At 70.1% G+C, this 22,697-nt stretch carries 21 protein-coding genes and 1 pseudogene; 5 read left to right on the forward strand and 17 right to left on the reverse strand.

All coding sequences use genetic code 11. The annotated features are described in order from the left end of the window. Positions 1 to 104 precede the first annotated feature (104 nt). From JS521_RS20425 to JS521_RS20435, 3 genes are all read right to left on the reverse strand, one after another. Positions 105 to 2,609, reverse strand: a complete 2,505-nt coding sequence (locus JS521_RS20425) for an ATP-binding protein (protein WP_205084420.1) — start codon at positions 2,607 to 2,609, stop codon at positions 105 to 107. 263 nt (positions 2,610 to 2,872) lie between these two features. Beyond that, positions 2,873 to 3,196, reverse strand: a complete 324-nt coding sequence (locus JS521_RS20430; RefSeq protein WP_003966237.1) for an STAS domain-containing protein — start codon at positions 3,194 to 3,196, stop codon at positions 2,873 to 2,875. Positions 3,197 to 3,472: 276 nt separating this feature from the next. Then, positions 3,473 to 4,321 (reverse strand): 3-hydroxyacyl-CoA dehydrogenase family protein, encoded by an 849-nt coding sequence (locus tag JS521_RS20435; protein ID WP_205084421.1) that lies wholly within the window; start codon positions 4,319 to 4,321, stop codon positions 3,473 to 3,475. 183 nt (positions 4,322 to 4,504) lie between these two features. Between JS521_RS20435 and JS521_RS20440 the strand changes: the two are divergent. Both JS521_RS20440 and JS521_RS20445 read left to right on the forward strand, forming a co-directional pair. After that, positions 4,505 to 4,714, forward strand: a pseudogene (locus tag JS521_RS20440) (ABC transporter permease); the annotation flags it as partial. Positions 4,715 to 4,727: 13 nt separating this feature from the next. Then, positions 4,728 to 5,300: a cob(I)yrinic acid a,c-diamide adenosyltransferase gene (locus tag JS521_RS20445; RefSeq protein ID WP_205084422.1), complete on the forward strand. Its 573-nt coding sequence runs from the start codon at positions 4,728 to 4,730 to the stop codon at positions 5,298 to 5,300. Between the two features lie 10 nt (positions 5,301 to 5,310). On the opposite strand, the gene JS521_RS20450 is transcribed toward JS521_RS20445, so the two are convergent. Continuing rightward, positions 5,311 to 5,883 carry a hypothetical protein gene (locus JS521_RS20450; protein WP_205084423.1) on the reverse strand — a complete coding sequence of 191 codons (573 nt, stop codon included), beginning with the start codon at positions 5,881 to 5,883 and terminating at the stop codon, positions 5,311 to 5,313. Positions 5,884 to 6,033: 150 nt separating this feature from the next. Between JS521_RS20450 and JS521_RS20455 the strand changes: the two genes are divergently transcribed. The 3 genes from JS521_RS20455 (at position 6,034) to JS521_RS20465 (ending at position 9,942) form a co-directional block, all read left to right on the forward strand. Beyond that, positions 6,034 to 7,233, forward strand: a complete 1,200-nt coding sequence (locus tag JS521_RS20455; protein WP_205084424.1) for a sensor histidine kinase — start codon at positions 6,034 to 6,036, stop codon at positions 7,231 to 7,233. Continuing rightward, complete coding sequence (locus JS521_RS20460; protein ID WP_205084425.1) at positions 7,230 to 7,901, forward strand: response regulator; 672 nt, start codon at positions 7,230 to 7,232, stop codon at positions 7,899 to 7,901. Before JS521_RS20455 ends, JS521_RS20460 begins: the two co-directional genes overlap by 4 nt. A gap of 166 nt (positions 7,902 to 8,067) precedes the next feature. Next, positions 8,068 to 9,942, forward strand: coding sequence for a glycoside hydrolase family 18 chitinase (locus tag JS521_RS20465; protein ID WP_205084426.1), 1,875 nt, complete (start codon positions 8,068 to 8,070; stop codon positions 9,940 to 9,942). A gap of 124 nt (positions 9,943 to 10,066) precedes the next feature. On the opposite strand, the gene JS521_RS20470 is transcribed toward JS521_RS20465, so the two are convergent. From JS521_RS20470 to glyA, 13 genes are all read right to left on the reverse strand, one after another. Further along, complete coding sequence (locus JS521_RS20470) at positions 10,067 to 10,513, reverse strand: DUF2550 domain-containing protein (protein ID WP_006127595.1); 447 nt, start codon at positions 10,511 to 10,513, stop codon at positions 10,067 to 10,069. 133 nt (positions 10,514 to 10,646) lie between these two features. After that, the gene (locus JS521_RS20475; RefSeq protein ID WP_010060164.1) at positions 10,647 to 11,021 is read right to left on the reverse strand and encodes a F0F1 ATP synthase subunit epsilon; all 375 of its coding nucleotides are present in this window, start codon (positions 11,019 to 11,021) and stop codon (positions 10,647 to 10,649) included. 109 nt (positions 11,022 to 11,130) lie between these two features. Further along, a complete protein-coding gene (gene atpD, locus JS521_RS20480; protein ID WP_205084427.1) occupies positions 11,131 to 12,573 on the reverse strand; it encodes a F0F1 ATP synthase subunit beta in 1,443 nt (480 codons plus the stop codon). After that, entirely contained in the window at positions 12,573 to 13,490 is a 918-nt protein-coding gene (locus JS521_RS20485; protein WP_205084428.1) for a F0F1 ATP synthase subunit gamma, read from the reverse strand. The genes atpD and JS521_RS20485 overlap by 1 nt, the downstream gene beginning before the upstream one ends. A 3-nt stretch (positions 13,491 to 13,493) precedes the next feature. Further along, the gene (gene atpA / locus JS521_RS20490) at positions 13,494 to 15,065 is read right to left on the reverse strand and encodes a F0F1 ATP synthase subunit alpha (RefSeq protein ID WP_010060167.1); all 1,572 of its coding nucleotides are present in this window, start codon (positions 15,063 to 15,065) and stop codon (positions 13,494 to 13,496) included. A gap of 128 nt (positions 15,066 to 15,193) precedes the next feature. Further along, a complete protein-coding gene (locus JS521_RS20495; RefSeq protein WP_205084429.1) occupies positions 15,194 to 16,009 on the reverse strand; it encodes a F0F1 ATP synthase subunit delta in 816 nt (271 codons plus the stop codon). After that, positions 16,006 to 16,542: a F0F1 ATP synthase subunit B gene (locus JS521_RS20500; RefSeq protein WP_010060169.1), complete on the reverse strand. Its 537-nt coding sequence runs from the start codon at positions 16,540 to 16,542 to the stop codon at positions 16,006 to 16,008. The genes JS521_RS20495 and JS521_RS20500 overlap by 4 nt, the downstream gene beginning before the upstream one ends. A 41-nt stretch (positions 16,543 to 16,583) precedes the next feature. Further along, positions 16,584 to 16,814 carry an ATP synthase F0 subunit C gene (gene atpE, locus JS521_RS20505; protein ID WP_006127588.1) on the reverse strand — a complete coding sequence of 77 codons (231 nt, stop codon included), beginning with the start codon at positions 16,812 to 16,814 and terminating at the stop codon, positions 16,584 to 16,586. Positions 16,815 to 16,902: 88 nt separating this feature from the next. After that, positions 16,903 to 17,736, reverse strand: coding sequence for a F0F1 ATP synthase subunit A (gene atpB / locus JS521_RS20510; protein WP_010060171.1), 834 nt, complete (start codon positions 17,734 to 17,736; stop codon positions 16,903 to 16,905). A gap of 200 nt (positions 17,737 to 17,936) precedes the next feature. Continuing rightward, positions 17,937 to 18,377, reverse strand: coding sequence for a Cg1360 family ATP-synthase-associated protein (locus tag JS521_RS20515; protein WP_030810999.1), 441 nt, complete (start codon positions 18,375 to 18,377; stop codon positions 17,937 to 17,939). A 267-nt stretch (positions 18,378 to 18,644) separates the two neighbouring features. Beyond that, on the reverse strand, positions 18,645 to 20,039 hold the full coding sequence (locus JS521_RS20520) for an MraY family glycosyltransferase (RefSeq protein ID WP_205084430.1): 1,395 nt from the start codon (positions 20,037 to 20,039) through the stop codon (positions 18,645 to 18,647). 30 nt (positions 20,040 to 20,069) lie between these two features. Then, positions 20,070 to 21,329: an RNA-guided endonuclease InsQ/TnpB family protein gene (locus JS521_RS20525; protein WP_307847927.1), complete on the reverse strand. Its 1,260-nt coding sequence runs from the start codon at positions 21,327 to 21,329 to the stop codon at positions 20,070 to 20,072. A gap of 111 nt (positions 21,330 to 21,440) precedes the next feature. Further along, a complete protein-coding gene (glyA, locus tag JS521_RS20530) occupies positions 21,441 to 22,697 on the reverse strand; it encodes a serine hydroxymethyltransferase (protein ID WP_205084431.1) in 1,257 nt (418 codons plus the stop codon).

A 22,697-nucleotide genomic window follows, 5' to 3' on the forward strand; every position in this document is an offset into this window, starting at 1 on the left:
CCCCCCCCGCCCCCGCCCCCCCCCCCCCCCCCCCCCCCCCCCCCCCCCCCCCCCCCCCCCCCCCCCCCCCCCCCCCCCCCCCCCCTCACTGTTGTCCGGCGCGCTCAGGCCGCCGCGTCGGACTCCGATGCGCTCGCGGACTCGACGGGGGCGGAGGCCGATTCCACCGGGCCGCTCGCCGAGGAGGAGCCCTCCGCCGGGGGCGGCTCCGGGTCGTCGGTCGGCGGTTCGGTCGGCGGGGTCGTCGGCGTCTCGGTGGGCGGAGTCGTCGGCGGCGTGGTGGGCGGGGTCGTCGGCGGCTTGGTGGGCTTGGTCGGCTTTCCGCTCGGCGAGGGATCGCCGGAGGAGCTGCTCTCCCCGTCCGACGGCTCGTCCGTAGGGGATGTACCTCCCGACGACGAGGCGCTCGGGGACGGGGAGCCGGAGGTGCTGGGGCTCGCCGACTCCGAGGCGCTCGGGGCCGTGGACGCCTCGCCGGTGGGGTCGTCGGCCGGGGGCGAGCCGTCGTCCGTCTCGTCCGCGGGCAGGCCGTCGTCGGTCGCGTCCTCGGTGGCGGTCTGCTCGGTGGTGACGTTGCGGCTGTCCGGCTCGTCGCCGTCGCCCGAGGTGACGCCGAGTGTGACGACGGTGCCGAGCACCGCGATCAGCAGGGCGCCCGCGCCCGCGGCGGCCAGGTTGCGCCGGGCGCCGCCCAGTACGGCGCGGCCGGAGCCCTTGCGCGCGGTGGGGCCGGGCGGCAGCGAGGAGACGACCGTGGGCTCCTCCTCGGCGGTGTTGCGGAGGAAGAGCGGCGCACCCGGTGTCCCGCCCGGCGGCGTGCCCGCAGCCTCCTGGAACACGGCGGGCACCTCGTCGCCCGAGGGGGTCCGGCCGAGAGGGGCGAAGTCGCCGGAGCGGTCCGCGACCAGGGCGAGCGCGCGGCGGCCGGCCACGGCGCCGGACTTGTCGGCGAGCGCGCCGCGCATCCCGATCGAGGTCTCCAGCTCGGTGCGGGCCCGGCCCGGGTTGCCGGTGCAGAGCGCGAGGACGCCCAACTCGTGGTGGAAGTAGGCCTCCTCGGCGACCTCGCCGGCGATCCTGGCGGCCTCCTGGCCGATCCTGAGGGCCCGCTCCCAGGCTCCCCAGCCCAGGCCCGCGGCGAAGGCCGGGGAGGCGCCGCGGGCCAGCAGGACGGCCGCGCTGGCCGCTCCCGCCTCGTCGCCCGGGACCAGCCGGGTCAGGGAGGCGACGATCGCGTCGGCCTCGGCGACGGCGCGCTGCGGGGTGACCGAGGGGTGCGAGGTCCACCAGGCGTAGTGCTGGGCGGCGGTACGGGCGTGGGTGCCGGCGTCGTCCTCGTAGCCGGCCGCCTCGAGCTGAGCGAGGACTCCGGCGGCGAGGCGGTAGCGCGGTCCGGCCGGGGAGAGCAGGCCGCAGCCGGCGAGCTCGCCGAGCGCGGCGTCCGCGTGGGTGTCGCCCACGAGGGCCGGCAGATGGGCCTGGTGGGGCACCTCGCCGCCGAGGGCGACGGCGAAGCGCAGGGTGGCGCGGGCCGCCTCGCTGAGCCGGGAGGCGAGCAGCTCGGCGGGCGCGGCGCCCTCGCCGAGGCTCGGCAGGGGGATGTCGATGCCCTCGCCGACGGGTGCGGGGGCGGCCTTGGGCGCGTCGTCCGCGCGTGGCTCGAAGTAGTCGTACTCGTCAAAAGCTTCGGGGGTCTCCCGCAGCCGGTCGCGCTGGACGAGGAGCGACCCGGCCTGGACGAAGCGCAGCGGCAGGCCCTCGGACTCGAACCAGAGGTCGCCCGCCCAGTTCCGCTCCTCCTCCGTGAGGGGGCGCTCGACGACCTTCTCCAGCAGGGCCAGCGAGGCGCCGCGGCCGAGGCCGGCGAGGAGCACCTCCTCCAGGTGGGCGTCGACGCCGGGGGTGGCGCTGTCGGTGGTGGCGGCGAGCAGGAAGGCGCACTCGGGGGTGGCGGCGAGCAGTTCGTCGAGGGCCGCTCCCCCGATCTCCAGGTCGTCGACGGTGACGACGGCCCCGATGGACCTCACGAGCGCGAGCAGTTCGTCGCGGTCGGGGCGGTGGCCCGGGGCCTTGTACACGGTGTCGAAGAGGGCGTGCAGCAGATCGGCGCCGGTGCGGCCGCGGCCGTTGAGGCGGACGACGCCGTCGGGGGCCAGGTCGGAGTCGGCGGCGGCGACGGCGTCCAGCAGCGCGCTGCGGCCGGAGCCGGGCTGGCCGGTGAGGCGGACGCGGCGGCCGCGCGCCAGCAGGCGGACCAGGCGCTCGCGCTCCTCCTGGCGCTCCAGGAGCGGCAGCTGCGGGGCGGGCGGTCCGGCGGGCACGGGGGGTGCGCCGGCGCGTTCGTGGTCGGCGCGTTCGGCGGGGGTGCGGCGGACCGGGGCGTCGGGTCGTGAGCCGGGCGGAATCGCCTCGACCTCGCTGCCGTCGACGGGGTTGACCGTGAGCAGCAGGTCACCGGCCGTCAGCTGGACGACGCGGACCTGCTGCGGTGTCTGCGGGCCGAAGTCGGCGCCGCCGGAGTCGCGGGACGGCCGGCGTTGGCCGGGCTCGCCGCCGGAACGGCCGTGGCCCTGCCCGTACTCATCGGGTGCCCGGTGTGTCGGGTCCATCGCAAAGTCCCCCAGACGCGTCGTGCGCGGTTGCCCCTCCCGGCCTCACACGCGCCCCGCTGTCGCTTCCGGTCCGGTGTCCGCCATGGGTTCGTTGTCATTCGGCGGACGGCCGAACCCTAGACCTTGGCACAGTATTCATGAAGCGCCGGGGTGCCACGCCGTCCAGGACGTCACGTTCCGGTGAGGATTGCGTGACTTCCGTGCCTGATGCCCGTGCCCGTCCACCGGTGCCCGCCCGCGCCCGTCCGCCCGGCGGCTGCTCAGACGCGCGGCAGCGACTCCGCGGCGATGCCGCCCTCGATGGCCAGGATGCGGTGCAGCCGGGTGGCCACCAGGAGGCGCTGCATCTGCGGTGGCACGCCGCGCAGCACGAGGCGGCGGCCGGCTCTTCCGGCCCGGCGGTGGGCCCCCATGATGACGCCGAGTCCGGTGGCGTCCCAGGAGTCCAGCTCGGTCAGGTCCAGCACGAGGTCGCCGACTCCGTCGTCCACGGCGGAGTGCAGGACCGTACGGGCGTCCGCCGCGCTTCGGACGTCGAGGCGGCCCCCGACGACCAGCTCGGCGTGGTCGCCCCTGATATGCATATGCGCTCCCCGGTCATACTCCGTAGTAGGTCCGTCGGTCTGTCTGTCCGTCTGATCCGCCGTCACGCCGGCCGTGCCTCTGCCACCACTGACTGCCGCAACGACGGGGAAGTTGCCGTCTGTAAGCGAACCGATACCGAATTCACTCGGTGGAGTGACTCCGGTTCGTCGGCGGCCGGTCACCGCCGGATACAATCCCCGGCTCCCCCGGCCCCGGCGGCGGTTGGCCGACGGGGCCGAGAGGGCTGATCCGATCAGGATCCGCGCGGGATCCGATCAGTACGTGTAGAAGCCCTGCCCGCTCTTGCGCCCGATGTCACCTGCGTCGACCATCCGGCGCATCAGCTCGGGAGCCGCGAACTTCTCGTCCTGCGACTCGGTGTAGATGTTGCTCGTGGCGTGCAGCAGGATGTCGACGCCGGTCAGGTCCGCGGTGGCGAGCGGGCCCATGGCGTGGCCGAAGCCGAGCTTGCAGGCGGTGTCGATGTCCTCGGCGGTCGCAACGCCCGACTCGTACAGCTTGGCGGCCTCGACGACCAGCGCCGAGATCAGCCGGGTGGTGACGAAGCCCGCCACGTCGCGGTTGACGACGATGCAGGTCTTGCCGACCGACTCGGCGAACTCCCGTGCGGTGGCGAGGGATTCGTCGCTGGTCTTGTAGCCGCGCACCAGCTCGCAGAGCTGCATCATCGGGACCGGCGAGAAGAAGTGCACGCCGACGACGCGCTCCGGACGCTCCGTCACGGCCGCGATCTTGGTGATCGGGATGGCGGAGGTGTTGGAGGCGAGGACGGTGTGCTCGCCGACGACCTTGTCGAGGGCGCGGAAGATCTCGTGCTTGACTTCCAGCTTCTCGAAGACGGCCTCCACGACGATGTCCGCGTCGGCCACGGCGTCGAGGTCGGTGGTCGTGGTGATGCGGGCGAGCGCGGCCTCGGCGTCGGCCGCCTCCAGCTTGCCCTTGGCGACGAACTTGTCGTACGAGGCCTTGATGCCGTCGCGGCCCCGGGTCAGCGCGGCGTCGGTGACGTCCCGCAGCACGACGTCCCAGCCCGCCTGGGCGGAGACCTGCGCGATCCCGGACCCCATGAGTCCGGCCCCGATGACGGCGAGCTTCCTGGCCACGTTCGCACCCCTTGGTTTCTGTTCGCCCGTGCGCATTTGTTCACGGCGGTTCACATTGCTCTCCGGCGGAGGTTAGTACCCGTCGGGCGCGCTGGGGCGGTGAAGAGATGCGCGTCACGTCTCAGATGACGGACATCACACCGGGACGCGTCATTCGGCTCCGCGCCGCGCGTAGTTGAGGACCTGATCGGCTTCGCCTCCACCGGGGTGCCTGCGCTCTCGCCGGCCTCCCTCTCGTACGCCCTGGCCCTGCGCGTCTCCACCCCGCAGGAGTTCGGGCGCACGGGCTCGTACGCCACGACGCACAGGCTCCACGGGGTCCTGGTCGCCGCGGGTTTCACCGCCGCGGCCGTGACAGTGGGCACACGGGTCTTCCGGCGGGCCGGAGCATAACTACGCTGACCTCATGGTCAATCTGACGCGCATCTACACCCGGACCGGCGACCAGGGCACGACGGCCCTCGGCGACATGAGCCGCACCGCCAAGACCGATCTGCGGATCTCGGCGTACGCGGACGCCAACGAGGCCAACGCGGTGATCGGGACCGCCGTCGCACTCGGGCAGCTGCCCGAGGAGGTGGTGAAGGTTCTCGTGCGCGTCCAGAACGACCTCTTCGACGTGGGCGCGGACCTCAGCACCCCCGTGGTCGAGGACCCGAAGTACCCGCCGCTGCGGGTCGAGCAGTCCTACATCGACAAGCTGGAGGCGGACTGCGACCGCTTCCTGGAGGAGCTGGAGAAGCTCCGCAGCTTCATCCTGCCGGGCGGTACGCCGGGGGCGGCTCTCCTGCACCAGGCGTGCACGGTGGTCCGGCGGGCCGAGCGGTCCACCTGGGCGGCCCTGGAGGTGCATGGCGAGTCGATGAACACCCTGACCGCCACCTACCTCAACCGCCTCTCCGACCTCCTGTTCATCCTGGCGCGGAGCGCGAACAAGGAGGTCGGGGACGTGCTGTGGGTGCCGGGCGGCGAGCGGTAGGCCCTGGAGCCTAGAGCCGGTCGGCCGGCTCGCGGTCCGTCACCACGTCCTTGGGAGCCTGCTTGGGGAAGAACGTGTAGCTGCCGGCGATGATCAGGTTGATCCCGATCACGATGCCCATCTTCTGCTGCCAGGCCCGCAGCGAGCTGATCGCCCCGTCCGGGCCGACGTACCAGACCGCCGCCTGGAGCAGGGCCAGGGCGACCGCCGCCGCGAGGATCCAGCGGGCGGCGGTGCGCCACTCGTGGATCGCGCGGGCTGTGCCGTACTTCGGCGGCCTGACCGGCGGCGGGCCGTCGAACCAGCGGTGGGCGACCCAGGCGTCCACCTTCTTGATGGTGTGGTGGCCGAGCCCCACCGTGAAGCCGATGTAGACGGCGGCCAGGCCGTGCTTCCAGTCCGGCTCGGCCCCGTTCTTCAGGTCGATGGCCGTCACCACCAGCAGCACGACCTCCAGCAGCGGTTCGCACAGCAGCACGGCCGCGCCGAGCTTCGGTTTCCTCGCGACGTACCGCAGGGCGAGTCCGGCGGCCAGCAGAACCCAGAATGCGACCTCGCAGGCCACGACCAGTAGGGCGATCACGACTCTCTCCTCCCGTTCCCCTCCAGCCTCCCGGCCGCCGGGCGCGGACACGTCGTCGGCAGTGACGAAACGGCACTGCATCCTTCGATGTAGTCGCGGATCGGCCCGCGAAGGGAGGCCCCGGGGCGGCGGCGCGTGTTGGATGGAGGGGTGCTCACCTCGATCCGCCCCGACCGCGACGCGGTGGCCCTCGCCGTCTCCGGACTGCTCGGGGGGCTGCTCCTGTGGCTGCTGGGCCTCCACACCCAGGGCGGCCACCCCTTCTCCGCGTCCTGGGTCACCCTCGTACCGCTGACCGCCATGGCCGCGGCCGAGCTGCTGCGCCGCGACGCCCCGCGCACGGCACTGACGATCGGGGTGCTCGCGCTGGTCGCGGACCAGTTCACCCGGGGCAGCCTCGCCACCATCCTGATGTTCACGGACGTCATGTACGCCGCTGTCCTGTACGGCACCCCGGCCGCCGCCCGCCGCCTCCCGCCGGCCACGCTCCTGATCACCGTCGCGTCCACGATCGGCTTCCTGGCCTGGTTCCGTAAGCCCGAGGCGCTGCTGATCGGCCTGGTCATCGGGCTGGTCTCCTTCGTTCCCGCCCTCACCGGGGTCAGTGTGCGCAGCCATCGCACCGCCGCCGACAACGCCCGGCTGGCCGCCGCCCAGACCGCGCGGCTCGCCGAGATGGACCGGACGCAGGCGGTGGTCGCCGAGCGGGCCCGGATGGCGCGGGAGCTGCACGACATGGTGGCCAACCACCTCTCCGCCGTGGCGATCCACTCCACGGCGGCCCTGTCCATCGACGACCCGGAGACCTCCCGGAACGCCCTGAAGGTGATCCGGGAGAACAGCGTCGAGGGACTCGCGGAGATGCGCCGGCTCATCGGGCTTCTGCGGGAGGGCGGCGAGGACCAGGCCCCGGTCGCGGCCCCGACGCTGGCGGCCCTGGACGCCCTGGTCGAGCAGACGAACGCCAACGGGGCGTCCGGCGGGCTCGTCTGCACCCTGGAGGACGCCCGGGCCCCGGGGGCGGGCGCGTTGCCGACGCCGGTCGAGCTGGCCGCGTACCGCATCGTGCAGGAGTCCCTGACCAACGCCCTCAAGCACGCGGCGCCGGGCCCCGTCGTGGTGCGGCTCGGCCGGACCGGGGAGCTGCTGACGGTCGAGGTGACCAGTGTTTTCGGCAGCCGGACCGGGCCCACGGCGCCCGGTTCGGGGGCGGGCCTGGTGGGCATGCGGGAGCGGGTGGCGCTGCTCGGCGGGACGTTCGCGGCGGGGGCCGAACCGGGCGGGGACGGCGCGAAGATCTGGCGGGTGCGGGCCGAACTGCCCGTGACGGAGAGGACGATGCGGGAATGACGATCCGGGTACTGGTCGCGGAGGACCAGTCGGCGGTGCGCGCGGGGCTGGTGCTGATCCTCTCCAGCGCGCCGGACATCGAGGTCGCCGGAGAGGCGGGGGACGGCGAGGCCGCGGTGCGCCTGGCGCGTGAACTCCGTCCGGATCTCGTCCTGATGGATGTGCAGATGCCGCGCCTGGACGGGGTGTCGGCGACCCGGCAGGTGGTGGCGGAGGAGCTGGCGGACGTCCTCGTGCTGACCACGTTCGACCTGGACGAGTACGTCTTCGGGGCGCTGCGCGCGGGCGCTTCGGGCTTTCTGCTGAAGAACACCGACGCCCGCGATCTGCTGGAGGCGGTACGGACGGTGGCGCGGGGCGAGGGGCTGATCGCCCCGGCCGTGACCCGCCGGCTGATCGCCGAGTTCGCCGGAGCAGGCGCGGGAGGCGGAGCCGTACGCGAACGGAGCACGGTTGATCCGGCGGTGCTGGAGGCGCTGGAGGCGCTCACCCGGCGCGAGCGCGAGGTGCTGGGGTGCCTGGGCGAGGGGTTGTCGAACGCGGAGATCGCGCTGCGCCTCTCGATGGCGGAGGCCACGGTGAAGACCCACGTCAGCAGGCTGCTGGGGAAGCTGAAGCTGCGCAGCCGGGTCCAGGCGGCCGTTCTGGCACAGGAGTTGGGGATCTGACCGGGCTCTCGATCTTTGGTCCAGACCTCTTGACGGTTGGTCCAGACCTTTCTACTGTCACCGAACACACACTGCGGTGAGTACGAGAGCACCCGTACTCAGGGCGGCGCAGGGTTTGCAGTCCACGAATCACCCCCGTTTGTTGGACCTCACCCGAGGAGCACCGTTGAGCACCGATACCCCCCAACGCCGTTCCAGATTCAGATGGATGCCCGCCGTCAGCGGCAGATCCAAGGTCGTCGCGGGCCTGACCGCGCTGGTCGTGCCGCTGGCCGCGATGGTGGGACTGGCCTCCCCCGCCTCGGCAGCCGCGTCGGCCACCGCCACGTACACGAAGAAGTCCGACTGGGGCACCGGTTTCGAGGGCCAGTGGACGGTGAAGAACACCGGCACCACCGCGCTCTCCTCCTGGACCATCGAGTGGGACTTCCCCTCGGGCACCGCGGCGGGCTCCGCCTGGGACGCCGCCCTCACCAAGAGCGGCAACCACTACACCGCCAAGAACCTCTCCTGGAACGGGACCGTCGCGCCCGGCGCCAGCGTCAGCTTCGGCTTCAACGGCACCGGCTCCGGCTCCCCCACGGGCTGCAAGCTGAACGGCGCCTCCTGTGACGGCGGCCCCACCGTTCCCGGTGACAACCCGCCCTCCGCACCCGGCAAGCCCACCGCCGGCGACGTCACCGACACTTCGGTGAAGCTCAGCTGGAGCGCGGCGACCGACGACAAGGGCGTCAAGAACTACGACGTCCTGCGCGACGGAGCCAAGGTCGCCACGGTCACCGGCACGACCTACACCAACACCGGCCTGACCGCCGGCACCGACTACTCCTACGCCGTGCAGGCCCGGGACACCGCCGACCAGACCGGTCCGGCCTCCGCCTCCACCGCCGTACGCACCACCGGTGGCGGCGGCGAGCAGCCCGGCGGTGACAAGATCAACCTGGGCTACTTCACCAACTGGGGCGTCTACGGGCGCAACTACCACGTCAAGAACCTGGTGACGTCCGGCACGGCCGCGAAGATCACGCACATCAACTACGCCTTCGGCAACGTGCAGAACGGCAAGTGCACCATCGGTGACGCGTACGCCGACTACGACAAGGCGTACACCGCCGACCAGTCCGTCGACGGCGTCGCCGACACCTGGGACCAGCCCCTGCGCGGCAACTTCAACCAGCTGCGCAAGCTGAAGGCCAAGTACCCGCACATCAAGATCCTCTGGTCCTTCGGCGGCTGGACCTGGTCCGGCGGCTTCGGCCAGGCCGTCCAGAACCCCGCCGCCTTCGCCCAGTCCTGCTACGACCTGGTCGAGGACCCCCGCTGGGCCGATGTCTTCGACGGCATCGACCTGGACTGGGAGTACCCCAACGCCTGTGGTCTGACCTGTGACACCAGCGGCCCGGCCGCGATCAAGACCATGGCCGACGCGATGCGCGCCAAGTTCGGCGCGAACAACCTGGTCACCGCCGCCATCACCGCGGACGGCTCCAGCGGCGGCAAGATCGACGCCGCCGACTACGGCGGCGCGGCCCAGTCCTTCGACTGGTACAACGTGATGACGTACGACTTCTTCGGCGCCTGGGCGGCCAAGGGCCCGACGGCCCCGCACTCCCCGCTGACCTCGTACACCGGCATCCCCCAGCAGGGCTTCACCTCCGCCGACGCCATCGCCAAGCTGAAGGCGAAGGGCGTCCCGGCCAAGAAGCTGCTCCTCGGCATCGGCTTCTACGGCCGCGGCTGGACCGGCGTCACCCAGGCCGCCCCCGGCGGCACGGCGACCGGCGCGGCCCCGGGCACGTACGAGGCGGGCATCGAGGACTACAAGGTCCTCAAGAGCTCCTGCCCGGCGAACGGCACCATCGCCGGCACCGCGTACGCCCACTGCGGCACCAACTGGTGGAGCTACGACACCCCGGCCACCATCGGCTCGAAGATGACCTGGGCGAAGAACCAGGGCCTGGGAGGCGCGTTCTCCTGGGAGTTCTCCGGTGACACCACCAACGGCGAACTCGTGACCGCGATCGCCAACGGTCTCAAGTGATCCCCACGCCGTAGCGCGAAGCACGACAAGCACGACCCCGGAAAAGCGCCGGGGAGACGGGTCCGCCCCCCGTCTCCCCGGTTTTTCGCTGTGTACGTACGCGGTTACGCGACGTTCTCAGGTTCTACGCCACGTTCACCCTCTGGCCGGGCGGCGCCGCCTCCAGCCAGGCCAGGAAGCCGGTCAGCGCGTCCTCGCTCATCGCCAGCTCCAGGCGCGTCCCCCGGTGGAGACAGCCGAGCACGACGGAGTCGGACAGGAGCGCCAGCTCCTCCTCGCCCTCCGGCATCCGGCGGGCGATCACCTCGATCGCAGAACGCTCCAGGCCCCGGCGGGGGCGAGGAGCGTAGGAGAAGACCCGGAACCAGTCGACGCGGTCACCGCTGTAGCGGGCGACCCCGTAGACCCAGCCTTTGCCGAGGGAGTCCGGTTCCTCCGACACGTCCCAGCGCAGGCTGCAGTCGAAGGTTCCTCCGGACCGCTGGATCAGCCGCCGGCGCAGGCCGAACACGAACAGTCCCAGCAGGACCATGACGACGACGGACAAGCCCACCCACAACGCGAGGACCATCTCCACCGACCTCCTCGCATCGTCGAGTAACGAACACCGCAACCGTATTGCACCTGCATCGCCTCAGCCGCGACACGGCTGGATCGCTCCAGCTCGGGCCGCGGCTGAGTAAAAACATCTGTCCGTGGGGGTGCTAGAGCACCGCCACCGCACGCAGACGGATCTCGGCGCGCCGCTCAGCGGCAGCGTCGGCATCCGACTTCGCGAGCTCCAGCGCCCGCTCGGCGCGCTGGACATCGATCTCGTCGGCCAGCTCGGCGATCTCCGCCAGCAGCGACAGCTTGTCGTCCGCGAACGAGATGAATCCACCGTGCACGGCGGCGATCACGGTGCCGCCCTCGCTCGTGCGGATCGTCACCGGGCCCGATTCCAGCACACCGAGAAGCGGCTGGTGACCGGGCATGACGCCGATGTCGCCGGACGTGGTACGCGCGACGACCAGGGTGGCCTCGCCGGACCAGACACTTCGGTCCGCGGCGACCAGCTCGACATGCAGCTCAGCAGCCAAGGGTGGCTCCTCGGGTCACCACCCGGCCGCCCGGCCGGGTGTTGGGTCAATTCTACGGGGCGTGGTGAGGGGGGCGGGACACACCCACCCCCCTCGGTGAGCCGGAGGCTCAGGAGACGCCGAGCTCCTTGGCCTTGGCCTTGAGGTCGTCCAGGCCACCGCACATGAAGAACGCCTGCTCGGGGAAGTGGTCGTAGTCCCCGTCGCAGATCGCGTTGAACGCGGCGATCGACTCGTCGAGCGGGACGTCCGAACCGTCCAGGCCGGTGAACTGCTTGGCGGCGTGGGTGTTCTGCGACAGGAAGCGCTCGACGCGACGGGCACGGTGGACAACGAGCTTGTCCTCCTCGCCCAGCTCGTCGATACCGAGGATCGCGATGATGTCCTGGAGGTCCTTGTACTTCTGCAGGATCCCCTTGACGCGGCTGGCCGCGGCGTAGTGGTCCTGGGAGATGTAGCGCGGGTCCAGGATGCGGGACGTGGAGTCCAGCGGGTCCACGGCCGGGTAGATGCCCTTCTCCGAGATCGGACGGGAGAGAACCGTCGTCGCGTCGAGGTGGGCGAACGTGGTGGCCGGGGCCGGGTCGGTCAGGTCGTCCGCGGGGACGTAGATCGCCTGCATCGAGGTGATCGAGTGACCACGCGTCGAGGTGATGCGCTCCTGGAGCACACCCATCTCGTCGGCCAGGGTCGGCTGGTAACCCACCGCGGACGGCATGCGGCCGAGCAGCGTGGAGACCTCGGAGCCGGCCTGCGTGAAGCGGAAGATGTTGTCGATGAAGAGCAGCACGTCCTGCTTCTGCACATCGCGGAAGTACTCCGCCATGGTCAGGGCGGACAGGGCCACGCGCAGACGCGTCCCCGGCGGCTCGTCCATCTGTCCGAAGACGAGCGCGGTCTTCTCCAGAACGCCCGACTCGGTCATCTCGTCGATGAGGTCGTTGCCCTCACGGGTGCGCTCGCCGACACCGGCGAACACCGACACACCGTCGTGCAGCTTCGCCACACGCATGATCATTTCCTGGATGAGGACCGTCTTGCCGACGCCCGCACCACCGAACAGACCGATCTTGCCGCCCTTGACGTACGGGGTCAGCAGGTCGACGACCTTCAGGCCGGTCTCGAACATCTCGGTCTTGGACTCGAGCTGGTCGAAGGCCGGGGCCTTGCGGTGGATCGGCCAGCGCTCGGTGATCTGCGCCTCGGCCTCCGGCTCGTTCAGGATCTGACCGAGGGTGTTGAACACCTTGCCCTTGGTGATGTCACCGACCGGGACGGTGATGCCCGTGCCCGTGTTGATGACCGGGGCCTGGCGGACCACGCCGTCGGTGGGCTGCATCGAGATCGCGCGGACCATGCCGTCGCCCAGGTGCTGGGCGACTTCGAGGGTCAGCGTCTTGCGAGCGCCCTCCTCGGCCGGGTCGGCGACCTCGATGTGGAGGGCGTTGTAGATCTCCGGCATCGCGTCGACGGGGAACTCCACGTCGACGACCGGGCCGATGACCCGGGCGACGCGGCCCGTGGCAGCGGCCGTCTCAACAGTGGTCGTCATTACTTGTCACTCCCCGCGGTCGCGTCGGCCAGAGCACTGGCACCGCCGACGATCTCGCTGATTTCCTGGGTGATTTCGGCCTGGCGGGCCGCGTTGGCAAGCCGGGAGAGACTCTTGATGAGGTCCCCGGCGTTGTCGGTGGCCGACTTCATCGCGCGGCGGCGGGCGGCGTGCTCGGAAGCGGCAGCCTGCAGCAGTGCGTTGTAGATACGGCTCTCGACGTAGCGCGGCAGAAGGGCGTCGAGGACGTCCTCGGCCGACGGCTCGAACTCGAAGAGCGGCAGGATCTCACCCTTGCGGGTGCTCTCCTCGGCGACCTCGTCGAGCGAAAGCGGCAGCATCCGGGCGTCGACCGCGTTCTGCGTCATCATCGACACGAATTCCGTGAAGACGATGTGCAGCTCGTCGACGCCGCCCTCGGCCGTCTCGTTCTGGATGGCCTCGATCAACGGGGCGGCGATGCGCTTGGCATCGCTGTACGCCGGGTTGTCGGTGAAGCCGGTCCAGGATTCCTCGACCTTGCGCTCGCGGAAGCCGTAGTACGCGACACCCTTGCGGCCGACGATGTACGTGTCGACCTCCTTGCCCTCGGAGGCAAGGCGCTCCCGCAGTCGCTCCGCGGCCTTGATGGCGTTGGAGGAGTAACCGCCGGCCAGACCGCGGTCGCTCGTGACGAGCAGGACCGCGGCCCGGGTCGGGGTCTCGACCTCGGTGGTGAGCGGGTGCTTGGCGTCGGAGCCGGTCGCCACCGCGGTCACCGCACGGGTGAGCTCGGTCGCGTACGGCTGCGATGCCGCCACCTTGCGCTGCGCCTTGACGATGCGCGAGGCGGCGATCATCTCCATCGCCTTGGTGATCTTCTTGGTCGCGGTGACGGCTTGGATGCGGCGCTTGTAAACGCGAAGCTGAGCGCCCATCGATCAGCCCTCGCCCAGGAGCTTGCCGTCCGAGGTCTCGAACTGCTGCTTGAAGGCGGCGATCGCGTCGGCGATCGACTGCAGCGTGTCGTCGGACATCTTGCCGCCCTCGGCGATGCTGGTCAGGAGGTCCTTGCGCTCACGGCGCAGGTACTCCAGCAGCTCGCTCTCGAAGCGGCGGATGTCCTCGACCGGGACGTCGTCCATCTTGCCCGTGGTGCCGGCCCAGACCGAGACGACCTGCTCCTCCATCGGGAACGGGGCGTACTGCGGCTGCTTCAGCAGCTCGACCATGCGCTTACCGCGCTCCAGCGAGGCCTTCGAGGCCGCGTCCAGGTCGGAACCGAAGGCGGCGAACGCCTCCAGCTCGCGGTACTGGGCGAGGTCCACGCGAAGCCGGCCGGAGACCTGCTTCATGGCCTTGTGCTGGGCGGAGCCACCGACTCGGGAGACCGAGATACCGACGTTGAGCGCCGGACGCTGACCCGCGTTGAACAGGTCGGACTCCAGGAAGCACTGGCCGTCGGTGATGGAGATGACGTTGGTCGGGATGAACGCCGACACGTCGTTCGCCTTGGTCTCGACGATCGGGAGGCCCGTCATCGAACCGGCGCCCATCTCGTCGGAGAGCTTCGCGCAGCGCTCCAGCAGACGGGAGTGCAGGTAGAAGACGTCACCCGGGTAGGCCTCGCGGCCCGGCGGGCGGCGCAGCAGCAGGGACACGGCGCGGTAGGCGTCGGCCTGCTTCGAGAGGTCGTCGAAGATGATCAGGACGTGCTTGCCCTGGTACATCCAGTGCTGGCCGATGGCCGAACCGGTGTACGGCGCCAGGTACTTGAAGCCGGCCGGGTCGGACGCCGGGGCGGCGACGATGGTCGTGTACTCCAGCGCACCGGCCTCTTCGAGCGCACCACGCACGGAGGCGATGGTGGAACCCTTCTGACCGATGGCGACGTAGATGCAGCGCACCTGCTTGTTCACGTCGCCCGAGCGCCAGTTGTCGCGCTGGTTGATGATCGTGTCGACGGCCAGCGCGGTCTTACCCGTCTGACGGTCGCCGATGATCAGCTGACGCTGGCCGCGGCCGATCGGCACCATGGCGTCGACGGCCTTGTAGCCGGTCTGCATCGGCTCGTGCACCGACTTGCGGACCATGACGCCAGGGGCCTGCAGCTCGAGGGCGCGACGGCTGTCGGTCTCGATCTCGCCGAGACCGTCGATCGGGTTGCCGAGCGGGTCGACGACGCGGCCGAGGTAGCCCTCGCCGACGCCGACGGAGAGCACCTCACCGGTGCGCTGCACCGGCTGGCCCTCCTCGATTCCGCTGAACTCGCCGAGGACGATCGCACCGATCTCGCGCTCCTCGAGGTTGAGGGCGAGACCGAGGGTGCCGTCCTCGAACTTCAGCAGCTCGTTCGCCATGGCGGAGGGCAGACCCTCCACCTTCGCGATGCCGTCGCCGGCAACGCTGACCGTACCGACCTCCTCGCGCGAGGCCGCGTCCGGCTGGTACGACTGGACAAAGTTATCCAGTGCGTCCCGGATCTCCTCCGGCCGGATCGTGAGCTCCGCCATCTGGGTTCCCTGCTCTCCTTGTTGGGCCCGAAGTTTCTTAAGGGGGTCTGGGGGCCGACCCCCAGGAATCTTCTGCAATTTCTGCACGGCCCAACCGGGCCGCTGGTCTTGCTAGGTCTTGCTCTGTCTCAGCCGGCCATGCGGCGGGTCGCCTCTTCGAGGCGCTCCGCGACGGTGCCGTTGATGATCTCGTCACCGACGCGCACCGAGATCCCGCCGAGGACCGCGGGGTCCACGTCCAGGTTCAGGTGCATCTCGCGGCCGTAGAGCTTCGCCAGAGCGGCGCCGAGGCGCTGCTTCTGCCGGTCGCTGAGCGGCACCGCCGAGGTGACGACGGCGACCATGCGGTTCCGGCGCTCCGCGGCGAGCTTGGACAGCGAGTCCAGCCCTGCTTCCAGGCTACGTCCACGCGGGTGGGTCACGAGGCGGACGATGATCCGCTCGGTGACCGGCTGCGCCTTGCCGCCGAGCAGGCTGCGGAGCAGCTCGCCCTTGGCGGTGGCCGTGGCCGTACGGCTGGTCAGCGCGGAACGCAGCTCCGTGTCGGAGCCGACGATCCGGCCGAACCGGAACAGCTCGTCCTCGACGTCGTCGAGGCGGCCGCCGCGCTGGGCCGCGGTGAGGTCGGCGGTGTTCGCCAGCTCCTCGACCGAGTCCACCAGGTCACGGGACTGCGACCAGCGGGACCGGACGAGTCCGGAGACCAGGTCGACGGTCTCGCCGCCGACCTGTCCGCTGAGCAGACGCGTGGCCAGCTCGGCCTTGCTCTCGCCGCTCTGGGCCGGGTCGGTGAGAACCCGGCGCAGGGATACTTCGCGGTCGAGCAGCGAGGTGACCGAGGCCAGCTCCTCGGCGAGCTTCGCCGCGTCGACCGACGTGTTGTCGGTCAGCGCGTCGAGACGCTCGCGTGCGGCAGCCAGTGCTTCGCGGCTCGCGCCGTTCATCGGGCCGCCTCGGCCTTCGCCTCGAGCTCGTCGAGGAACCGGTCGACGGTGCCGCTCTGCCGGGCGTGGTCCTGGAGGGACTCGCCGACGAGCTTGCCGGCCAGGTCGGTGGCGAGCTTGCCCACGTCCTGACGCAGCGCCGAGGCGGCTGCCTTGCGGTCGGCCTCGATCTGGGTGTGGCCGGCGGCGATGATCTCCTCGCGCTGGCGCTGACCCTCCGCCTTCATCTCCTGGATGATGACGGCGCCCTGCTCCTGCGCCTCCTGGCGCAGACGCGCGGCCTCGTGGCGGGCCTCGGCGAGCTGGGCCTTGTACTGCTCAAGAACGCTCTGCGCCTCGGTCTGAGCCGCTTCGGCCTTCTCGATGCCACCTTCGATCGCCTCGCGACGCTCGTCCAGGGCCTTGTTGATGGCCGGGAGGAGCTTCTTGTAGAACGCGAAGAAGACAATGCTGAAGCAGATCAGACCGATGACGATCTCGGGCCAGACCGGCAGCAGCGGTGACTGCGGCTCCTCGGCTGCCAGATGCAACATGGTGGACCTTTCGTCGGAAACGTATCGTCAGGTCGCCGGGACTACTTCGGGTAGATGAAGGGGGCGACGAAGCCGATCAGGGCCAGGGCCTCGATGACCGCGAAGCCGAGCAGCATGTTCTGGCGGATCAGGCCGGCCGCCTCGGGCTGACGGGCGATGGCCTGCACACCGTTACCGAAGATGATGCCGATACCGACGCCGGGGCCGATCGCCGCGAGGCCGTAACCGATGGTGCCGACGTTGCCCACAACGGCTGCGAGAGTCTCAGACATGGATCTGTGATTCCTTCTCTTGATTGGCCGGTGGAGATTGCGTCCACCGGACGTTCTAGGGGGTGTCCGGGTGGTGGCCCGGGTGTCCTCAGTGCGCTTCTTCGAGCGCCTGGGACAAGTACGTGGCGGTCAGCACGGTGAACACGTAGGCCTGGAGCGCCTGGATGAACATCTCGAAGACGGTCAGGGCCAGGGTCACGGCGAACGACGCGGTGGCGTAGACGGTGCCGAGCACGGTGCCGAGCATGTACCAGGTCGCGATCGTGAAGACCAGGATCAGGATGTGGCCGGCGAACATGTTCGCGAAGAGCCGGACCGCCAGCGTGAAGGGGCGCACGAAGATGTTCGAGACGAACTCGATCGGCGTCAGGATCACGTAGATCGGCTTGGGCAGGCCGCTGGGTACGCACAGGTTGCGGATACCGCCGACGAAGCCGTTGCTCCGGAAGGTCACCGTCATGTAGACGACCCAGACCAGCAGGGCCAGTCCGACCGGGTACGCGATGAGCGAGCTCACCGGGAACTGTGCGATCGGGATGATCGCCCAGAGGTTCAGCATCCAGACGAAGAAGAACAGGGACACCAGCAGCGGGACGAAGGGCTCGCCCTTCTTGCCGATGATCTCCTTGGCGATGCCCCGGTGCACGAAGTCGTAGAGCGTCTCCGCGATCATCTGGAGCTTGCCCGGAACGACCTTGGGCTTGGAGAAGCCGGCCCAGAACAGAGCCAGGATGGCGAAGGTCCCGATGATCGCGAGCAGCATCGGCTTGTTGAACTCGACCGGCCCGATAGAGAAGATCGGGTCGAAGATGAACGACCACGCGCTCGGGGCTGGGAATCCGCACGAGCCCTGGAACAGGTGGCAGTCAACCTCGAAGGCGAGCGTCTGGGCGTCAGCAGTCACCAGGAGCTCCTTCTGCATGGCGCATGGATACGGCTACCTCGTTGTATCGGAGCGGCTGGCAGCCGCAGGTCGGCACCGGACTGGTTCTTACGGTGAGGAGGCGGCGGCCGGGCCCGAAGCCTCGCGATGTATCAGGCGACAGCCGTGTTGTCCGCGCCCGCAGTACCGCAACCGAGACCGGACGATAGCAGCATGTCGAACAGGGCTTTATCCCGGCCCTACTGGTCATGCTTCCCCTCGGTTCCGCCCGGGGTCTTCCCGCTCTCCCCGTCGGGATCGACGTACAGGGTCTTGCTCCTGGCGTGCAGCACGGTCTGCGTGACGATCCACGTGATCACCGAGACGACCAGCGTGAGGGCGAAGACCTGGAGGTCGAAGAGAGAGGTGTTCCTGATGGCCATGATCAGGCCGAGCAGGAGCACGAGCTGGACCGAGTAGACCAGCAGCCCCATGCCCTGGAAGAGGTGCGGCATCGACTTGGCGACCCACTGCAGCGCCAGCTGTCCGAGGGCCATGAAGAGGATGACCACCACACAGCCCACGACGGCGCCGATCGCCCCCTTGCCGCCGACGACGAGCCCGCCGACGAGCGTGGCGATGGCTCCCACCGCGGCGGTGGGGGTGGCGATGCGCAGTACTTCGCGCATGTCGGACTGCATGGCGGCAGCTCCACTGGTCTGAGAGGAGGAATGGGGCGTCGTCATGGACGAGCGTAGGCCCGGTCCGCGAGGCGGTTTACCAGGCCAAAGGACAGTCTCACTAGGGTCCTTCGGCTCCGTCACCGGGTCTCGTGAACGGTATCACAAACTATTTGATGAGGTCTTTACCTGGAAAGTGTGCCAACTGTCACACATGAGAGTTACTCCGCGCGTGTGTGCACGACAAGGCGGCGCAATGTCTGGTAATGCACCGCGGCTTCCGAATCGTCAACGCGAGGAGTCGATGGAACGGCGATCGGAGAACCGCGAACGAGCGCCGATCGCGGTAGCGCCGTTGACGCCGGACACCCCGACCGCCACGGGGGCCCGTTCGGCGGTCTCCTCGCCCATCTGAGCTTCTGCCACGCCCCGTTGGGCCCCGGAGGCCATGAGGGCCGGCTCCTCGCCGTACGAGGGCGAGGAGGAGTGGGCCTGCTCCGCGGCGCGGTGGCGGTAGCGCGGCGGCACGAAGCGGTTGGCCCAGTGCGGGGCGCGCGGGGTGAAGCGCGGCATCAGAAGCAGCACCAAGCCCACCGCGCTCGCCGCGAGGATGACGAAGACGATCCACATCGACGCCGAGTGCACCGAGTAGCCGACCGTGCCGAAGGCGATGAGGGCCGACCAGAAGTACATGATCAGCACGGCCCGGCTGTGCGAGTGGCCGACCTCCAGCAACCGGTGGTGCAGGTGGCCGCGGTCGGCGGCGAACGGCGACTGGCCGTTCCAGGTGCGCCGGACGATGGCGAGGACCAGGTCGGCGGCCGGGATCGCGATGATCGTCAGCGGCAGCAGCAGCGGGATGAAGACCGGGAGCATCGCGTGGGTGGCGCCGCGCTCGCTGCCCTCGAAGAGCTGCATGAGGTCCGGGTCGACCTGGCCCGTGATCGAGATCGCGCCCGCCGCCAGGACCAGGCCGATCAGCATCGAGCCCGAGTCGCCCATGAAGATCCGCGCCGGGTGCATGTTGTGCGGCAGGAAGCCGAGGCACATGCCCATCAGGATCGCCGCGAACAGCGTCGCGGGGGCCGCCGCCTCGATCCCGTACCCCATCCAGAGCCGGTAGGCGTAGAGGAAGAACGCCGCCGAGGCGATGCACACCATGCCCGCCGCGAGCCCGTCCAGGCCGTCGACGAAGTTCACCGCGTTGATCGTGATGACGACCAGCGCCACCGTGAGCAGCGTGCCCTGCCACTGGGTGAGGGCGACCGTGCCGACGCCGGGGATCGGCAGCCACAGGATCGTGAGCCCCTGGATGACCATGACGGCGGCGGCGATCATCTGGCCGCCGAGCTTGATCAGGGCGTCGATCTCGAACTTGTCGTCGAGCACGCCGATCAGCCAGATCAGGGCCGCGCCGGAGAGCAACGCCCGTGGCTCGTTGGAGAGTTCGAAGACACCCTGCAGATTGAACAGGTGGTCCGCGACGATCAGTCCCGCACACAGCCCGCCGAACATCGCGATCCCGCCGAGCCGGGGCGTGGGCTCCCGGTGGACGTCGCGCGCGCGGATCGCGGGCATCGCCCCGACCGCGATGGCGAACTTACGCACCGGTCCGGTCAGCAGATAGGTCACCGCTGCCGTGACACAGAGCGTCAGCAGGTAATCACGCACGGGCTGCCCCACAGGTTTCGCCGGCCATCTCAGCCCCACACCCTAGTCTGTCAAACCGCCCGGCCGTGAACGGCCGGGCTTGCTGCTCGACCCATCACTGGCTGTGATGGGTTCGGCTGCGTCCAGAACTCTCGCGGTGAGCGTGAGTTCAGGGGCCGTTGACCGGGCCCCGCAGACCCACGCGTACCACCCTCTGTGGGCGATGTTGTGGGACGAGTTGTGGTCCGCGTGCTCAACGAAGCCGCAGGACCTGCATGCGAAGCGGGCCTGGGAGGGCCGGTTTCCGCGTTCGATGTGATGGCACTGGGAGCATTCCTGGCTGGTGTGGGCCGGGTCGACGTGGACGACCGGCACCCCGGCCCGCTTCGCCTTGTAGGCGATGAAGGAGCCGAGCTGCGCGAAGGGCCAGGAGTGGATCATGACGCGTTGGGGCTTTCTCAGCCGTGCCCGTTCGCGGATGCCCGTGAGTTCTTCCAGGGCAATCCCGCGACCGGTGCGTTCAGCCTCCGCCACGATCCGCTTGCTGATTTTGTGGTTGGTGTCCTTGTTGCGGCGAGCCTCGCGGCCCGCGTACCTCTTCGCCCGCCGCTTCGCGGACTTCGTGCCTTTCTTCTGCAGCTTCGAGCGCAGCTTCCGGTCCCGCTCCCGCTTGCGGTTGATGTTCCGCCCGGAGTGCCAGGAGCCGCCGGAAGTCGCGGCGATATTCACGATGCCCAGATCGACGCCGATGAAGGCAACCGGCTGGGTGTTCTGAGCTGTTTCGGAGATCTCGCAGGTAGCCATCAGGTACCACCGGCCGCCCTGGAGGACCAGGTCGGACTCGCCTTTGCGGCAGTCGGCCAGGACGGCCAACTGCTCGGTCTTGCCGGTGAAAACCACGTTCTTCAACCGTCCCGCGGTGGTCCAGATCGACACGGTGCGCTGCTCGTGCTGCCAGGACAGCATCCGGTCGTCGTACGGCTGGGCCGCCTCAGCCCGAAACGCCACCGGCTTACCCGAAACCTTGGTGTGACGTTTCGTGCCGGGCTTCCCAGAGCGGCCGCCCCGCAGGTTGGCCCTCAACGTGGTGTAGGCGTCACAGGCCTTCTTGATCACGTGCTGGGCAGCCTGTGCGCCGAGCCCCCAGCGCTCCCGGACCGGGAGGTAGGCGTGCTTGCGCAGACTCAGCGGGCGACGCGCGTTCTTCTCGAACGCGACCCCGGAGGCCCAGTTCGCCGCCTCATTGCAGGCATACAGAGTCGCCTCAAGCGCCGCCGCCTGCACGGGCGTCGGCAGCAGCTTCACCCGCACCACCAGCTTCACCCGACCAACGTAGGACTCCAGCATCGGGTCTACGTCACAACTCTGGGAACCAGACCCGATCCGAGGAGGCACAGAACAGTTGTCCACACTCGTGACACCCACTGGCCTCGCCTACCCCGGATAGGGAGGATTCCGCTCCGCCAGCGCCCGGACCTCCGCCGCGATCGGGCTCACATCGCCCGGCTCCCGTACGGCCGCTCCGAACAGGGCCGCGATCCGGGCCATGTCCCCATCGTCCATCCCCTGCGTGGTGACGGCGGCGGTGCCCAGGCGGATGCCCCGGGCGTCACCGTACGGCAGTGCGCAGGTGTCCAGGACCACACCGGCGGCCGCCAGACGCTCACGGGCGGTGCGGCCGTCGACACCGAGCGGGGCGGGGTCCGCGACGACGATATGGGTGTCCGTGCCGCCCGTCGTCACCTCGAAGCCCTCCGCCTCCAGACCGGCGGCGAGCACCCGGGCGTGGGCGACGACCTGGTGGGCGTAGAGCGTGTACGCGGGGGTGGCCGCCTCGCCGAACGCGACCGCCTTCGCCGCCACCGTGTGCATCTGCGCCCCGCCCTGGGTGAACGGGAACACCGCCCGGTCGATCCGCTCGGCCAGCTCCGCGCCGCACAGGATCATGCCGCCGCGCGGTCCGCGCAGCACCTTGTGCGTGGTGGCGCAGACGACGTCGGCGTACGGGACCGGGTTCGGCGCCGCTCCCCCGGCGATCAGCCCCATCGGGTGGGCGGCGTCCACGATCAGATACGCCCCGACCTCGTCGGCGATCTCCCGGAACAGCGCGTAGTCGGGGTGGCGGGGATAGGAGATGGAGCCGCAGACGATGGCCTTGGGGCGGCGGGCGCGGGCCAGGGCGCGGAGCCTGGTGTGGTCGATGAGCCCGGTGTCCGGGTCGACCCCGTAGCCGACGAAGTCGAACCAGCGGCCGGAGAAGTTGCCCGGCGACCCGTGGGTGAGGTGTCCCCCGTACGGGAGTCCCATCGCGAGGACCGTGTCGCCGGGGCGCAGCAGAGCGGCGTAGGCGGCGAGGACGGCGGAGGAGCCGGAGTGCGGCTGGACGTTGGCGTGTTCGGCGCCGAAGAGGGCGGTGGCCCGGCGTACGGCGATGCGTTCGGCGGCGTCCGCCTGCTCGCAGCCTCCGTGGTGGCGGGCTCCCGGGTAACCCTCGGCGTACTTGTTGGCGAGCGGGGAGCCGAGGGCGGCCAGGACCGCGGGCGAGGTGAAGTTCTCGGCGGCGATCAGCTGGAGGGTTCCCGCCTGCCGGTCCCGCTCCGCGAGGAGGATCCCGGCGATCTCCGGGTCCTGGCCCAGCAGCGCGCCGAAGTCCTGGGGCAGGGCGTGGGGGCGGTGGGGCGCGGGCGGCAC

This window comes from Streptomyces durocortorensis, from assembly GCF_016901035.1.
Taxonomy (GTDB): Bacteria; Actinomycetota; Actinomycetes; order Streptomycetales; family Streptomycetaceae; genus Streptomyces; species Streptomyces durocortorensis.

Coding starts and splice junctions, on each gene's coding strand:
- JS521_RS20470 (WP_006127595.1), bottom strand. CDS start 10,513: ATGGTCCTCGCGTTGTGGGTGGGCTTGTCCGTCGTCGTCATGGTCCTG.
- JS521_RS20425 (WP_205084420.1), bottom strand. CDS start 2,609: ATGGACCCGACACACCGGGCACCCGATGAGTACGGGCAGGGCCACGGC.
- JS521_RS20500 (WP_010060169.1), bottom strand. CDS start 16,542: ATGTTGCATCTGGCAGCCGAGGAGCCGCAGTCACCGCTGCTGCCGGTC.
- JS521_RS20485 (WP_205084428.1), bottom strand. CDS start 13,490: ATGGGCGCTCAGCTTCGCGTTTACAAGCGCCGCATCCAAGCCGTCACC.
- JS521_RS20430 (WP_003966237.1), bottom strand. CDS start 3,196: ATGCATATCAGGGGCGACCACGCCGAGCTGGTCGTCGGGGGCCGCCTC.
- atpA (WP_010060167.1), bottom strand. CDS start 15,065: ATGGCGGAGCTCACGATCCGGCCGGAGGAGATCCGGGACGCACTGGAT.
- JS521_RS20495 (WP_205084429.1), bottom strand. CDS start 16,009: ATGAACGGCGCGAGCCGCGAAGCACTGGCTGCCGCACGCGAGCGTCTC.
- atpB (WP_010060171.1), bottom strand. CDS start 17,736: ATGCAGAAGGAGCTCCTGGTGACTGCTGACGCCCAGACGCTCGCCTTC.
- JS521_RS20460 (WP_205084425.1), top strand. CDS start 7,230: ATGACGATCCGGGTACTGGTCGCGGAGGACCAGTCGGCGGTGCGCGCG.
- JS521_RS20515 (WP_030810999.1), bottom strand. CDS start 18,377: ATGCAGTCCGACATGCGCGAAGTACTGCGCATCGCCACCCCCACCGCC.
- atpD (WP_205084427.1), bottom strand. CDS start 12,573: ATGACGACCACTGTTGAGACGGCCGCTGCCACGGGCCGCGTCGCCCGG.
- atpE (WP_006127588.1), bottom strand. CDS start 16,814: ATGTCTGAGACTCTCGCAGCCGTTGTGGGCAACGTCGGCACCATCGGT.
- JS521_RS20445 (WP_205084422.1), top strand. CDS start 4,728: ATGGTCAATCTGACGCGCATCTACACCCGGACCGGCGACCAGGGCACG.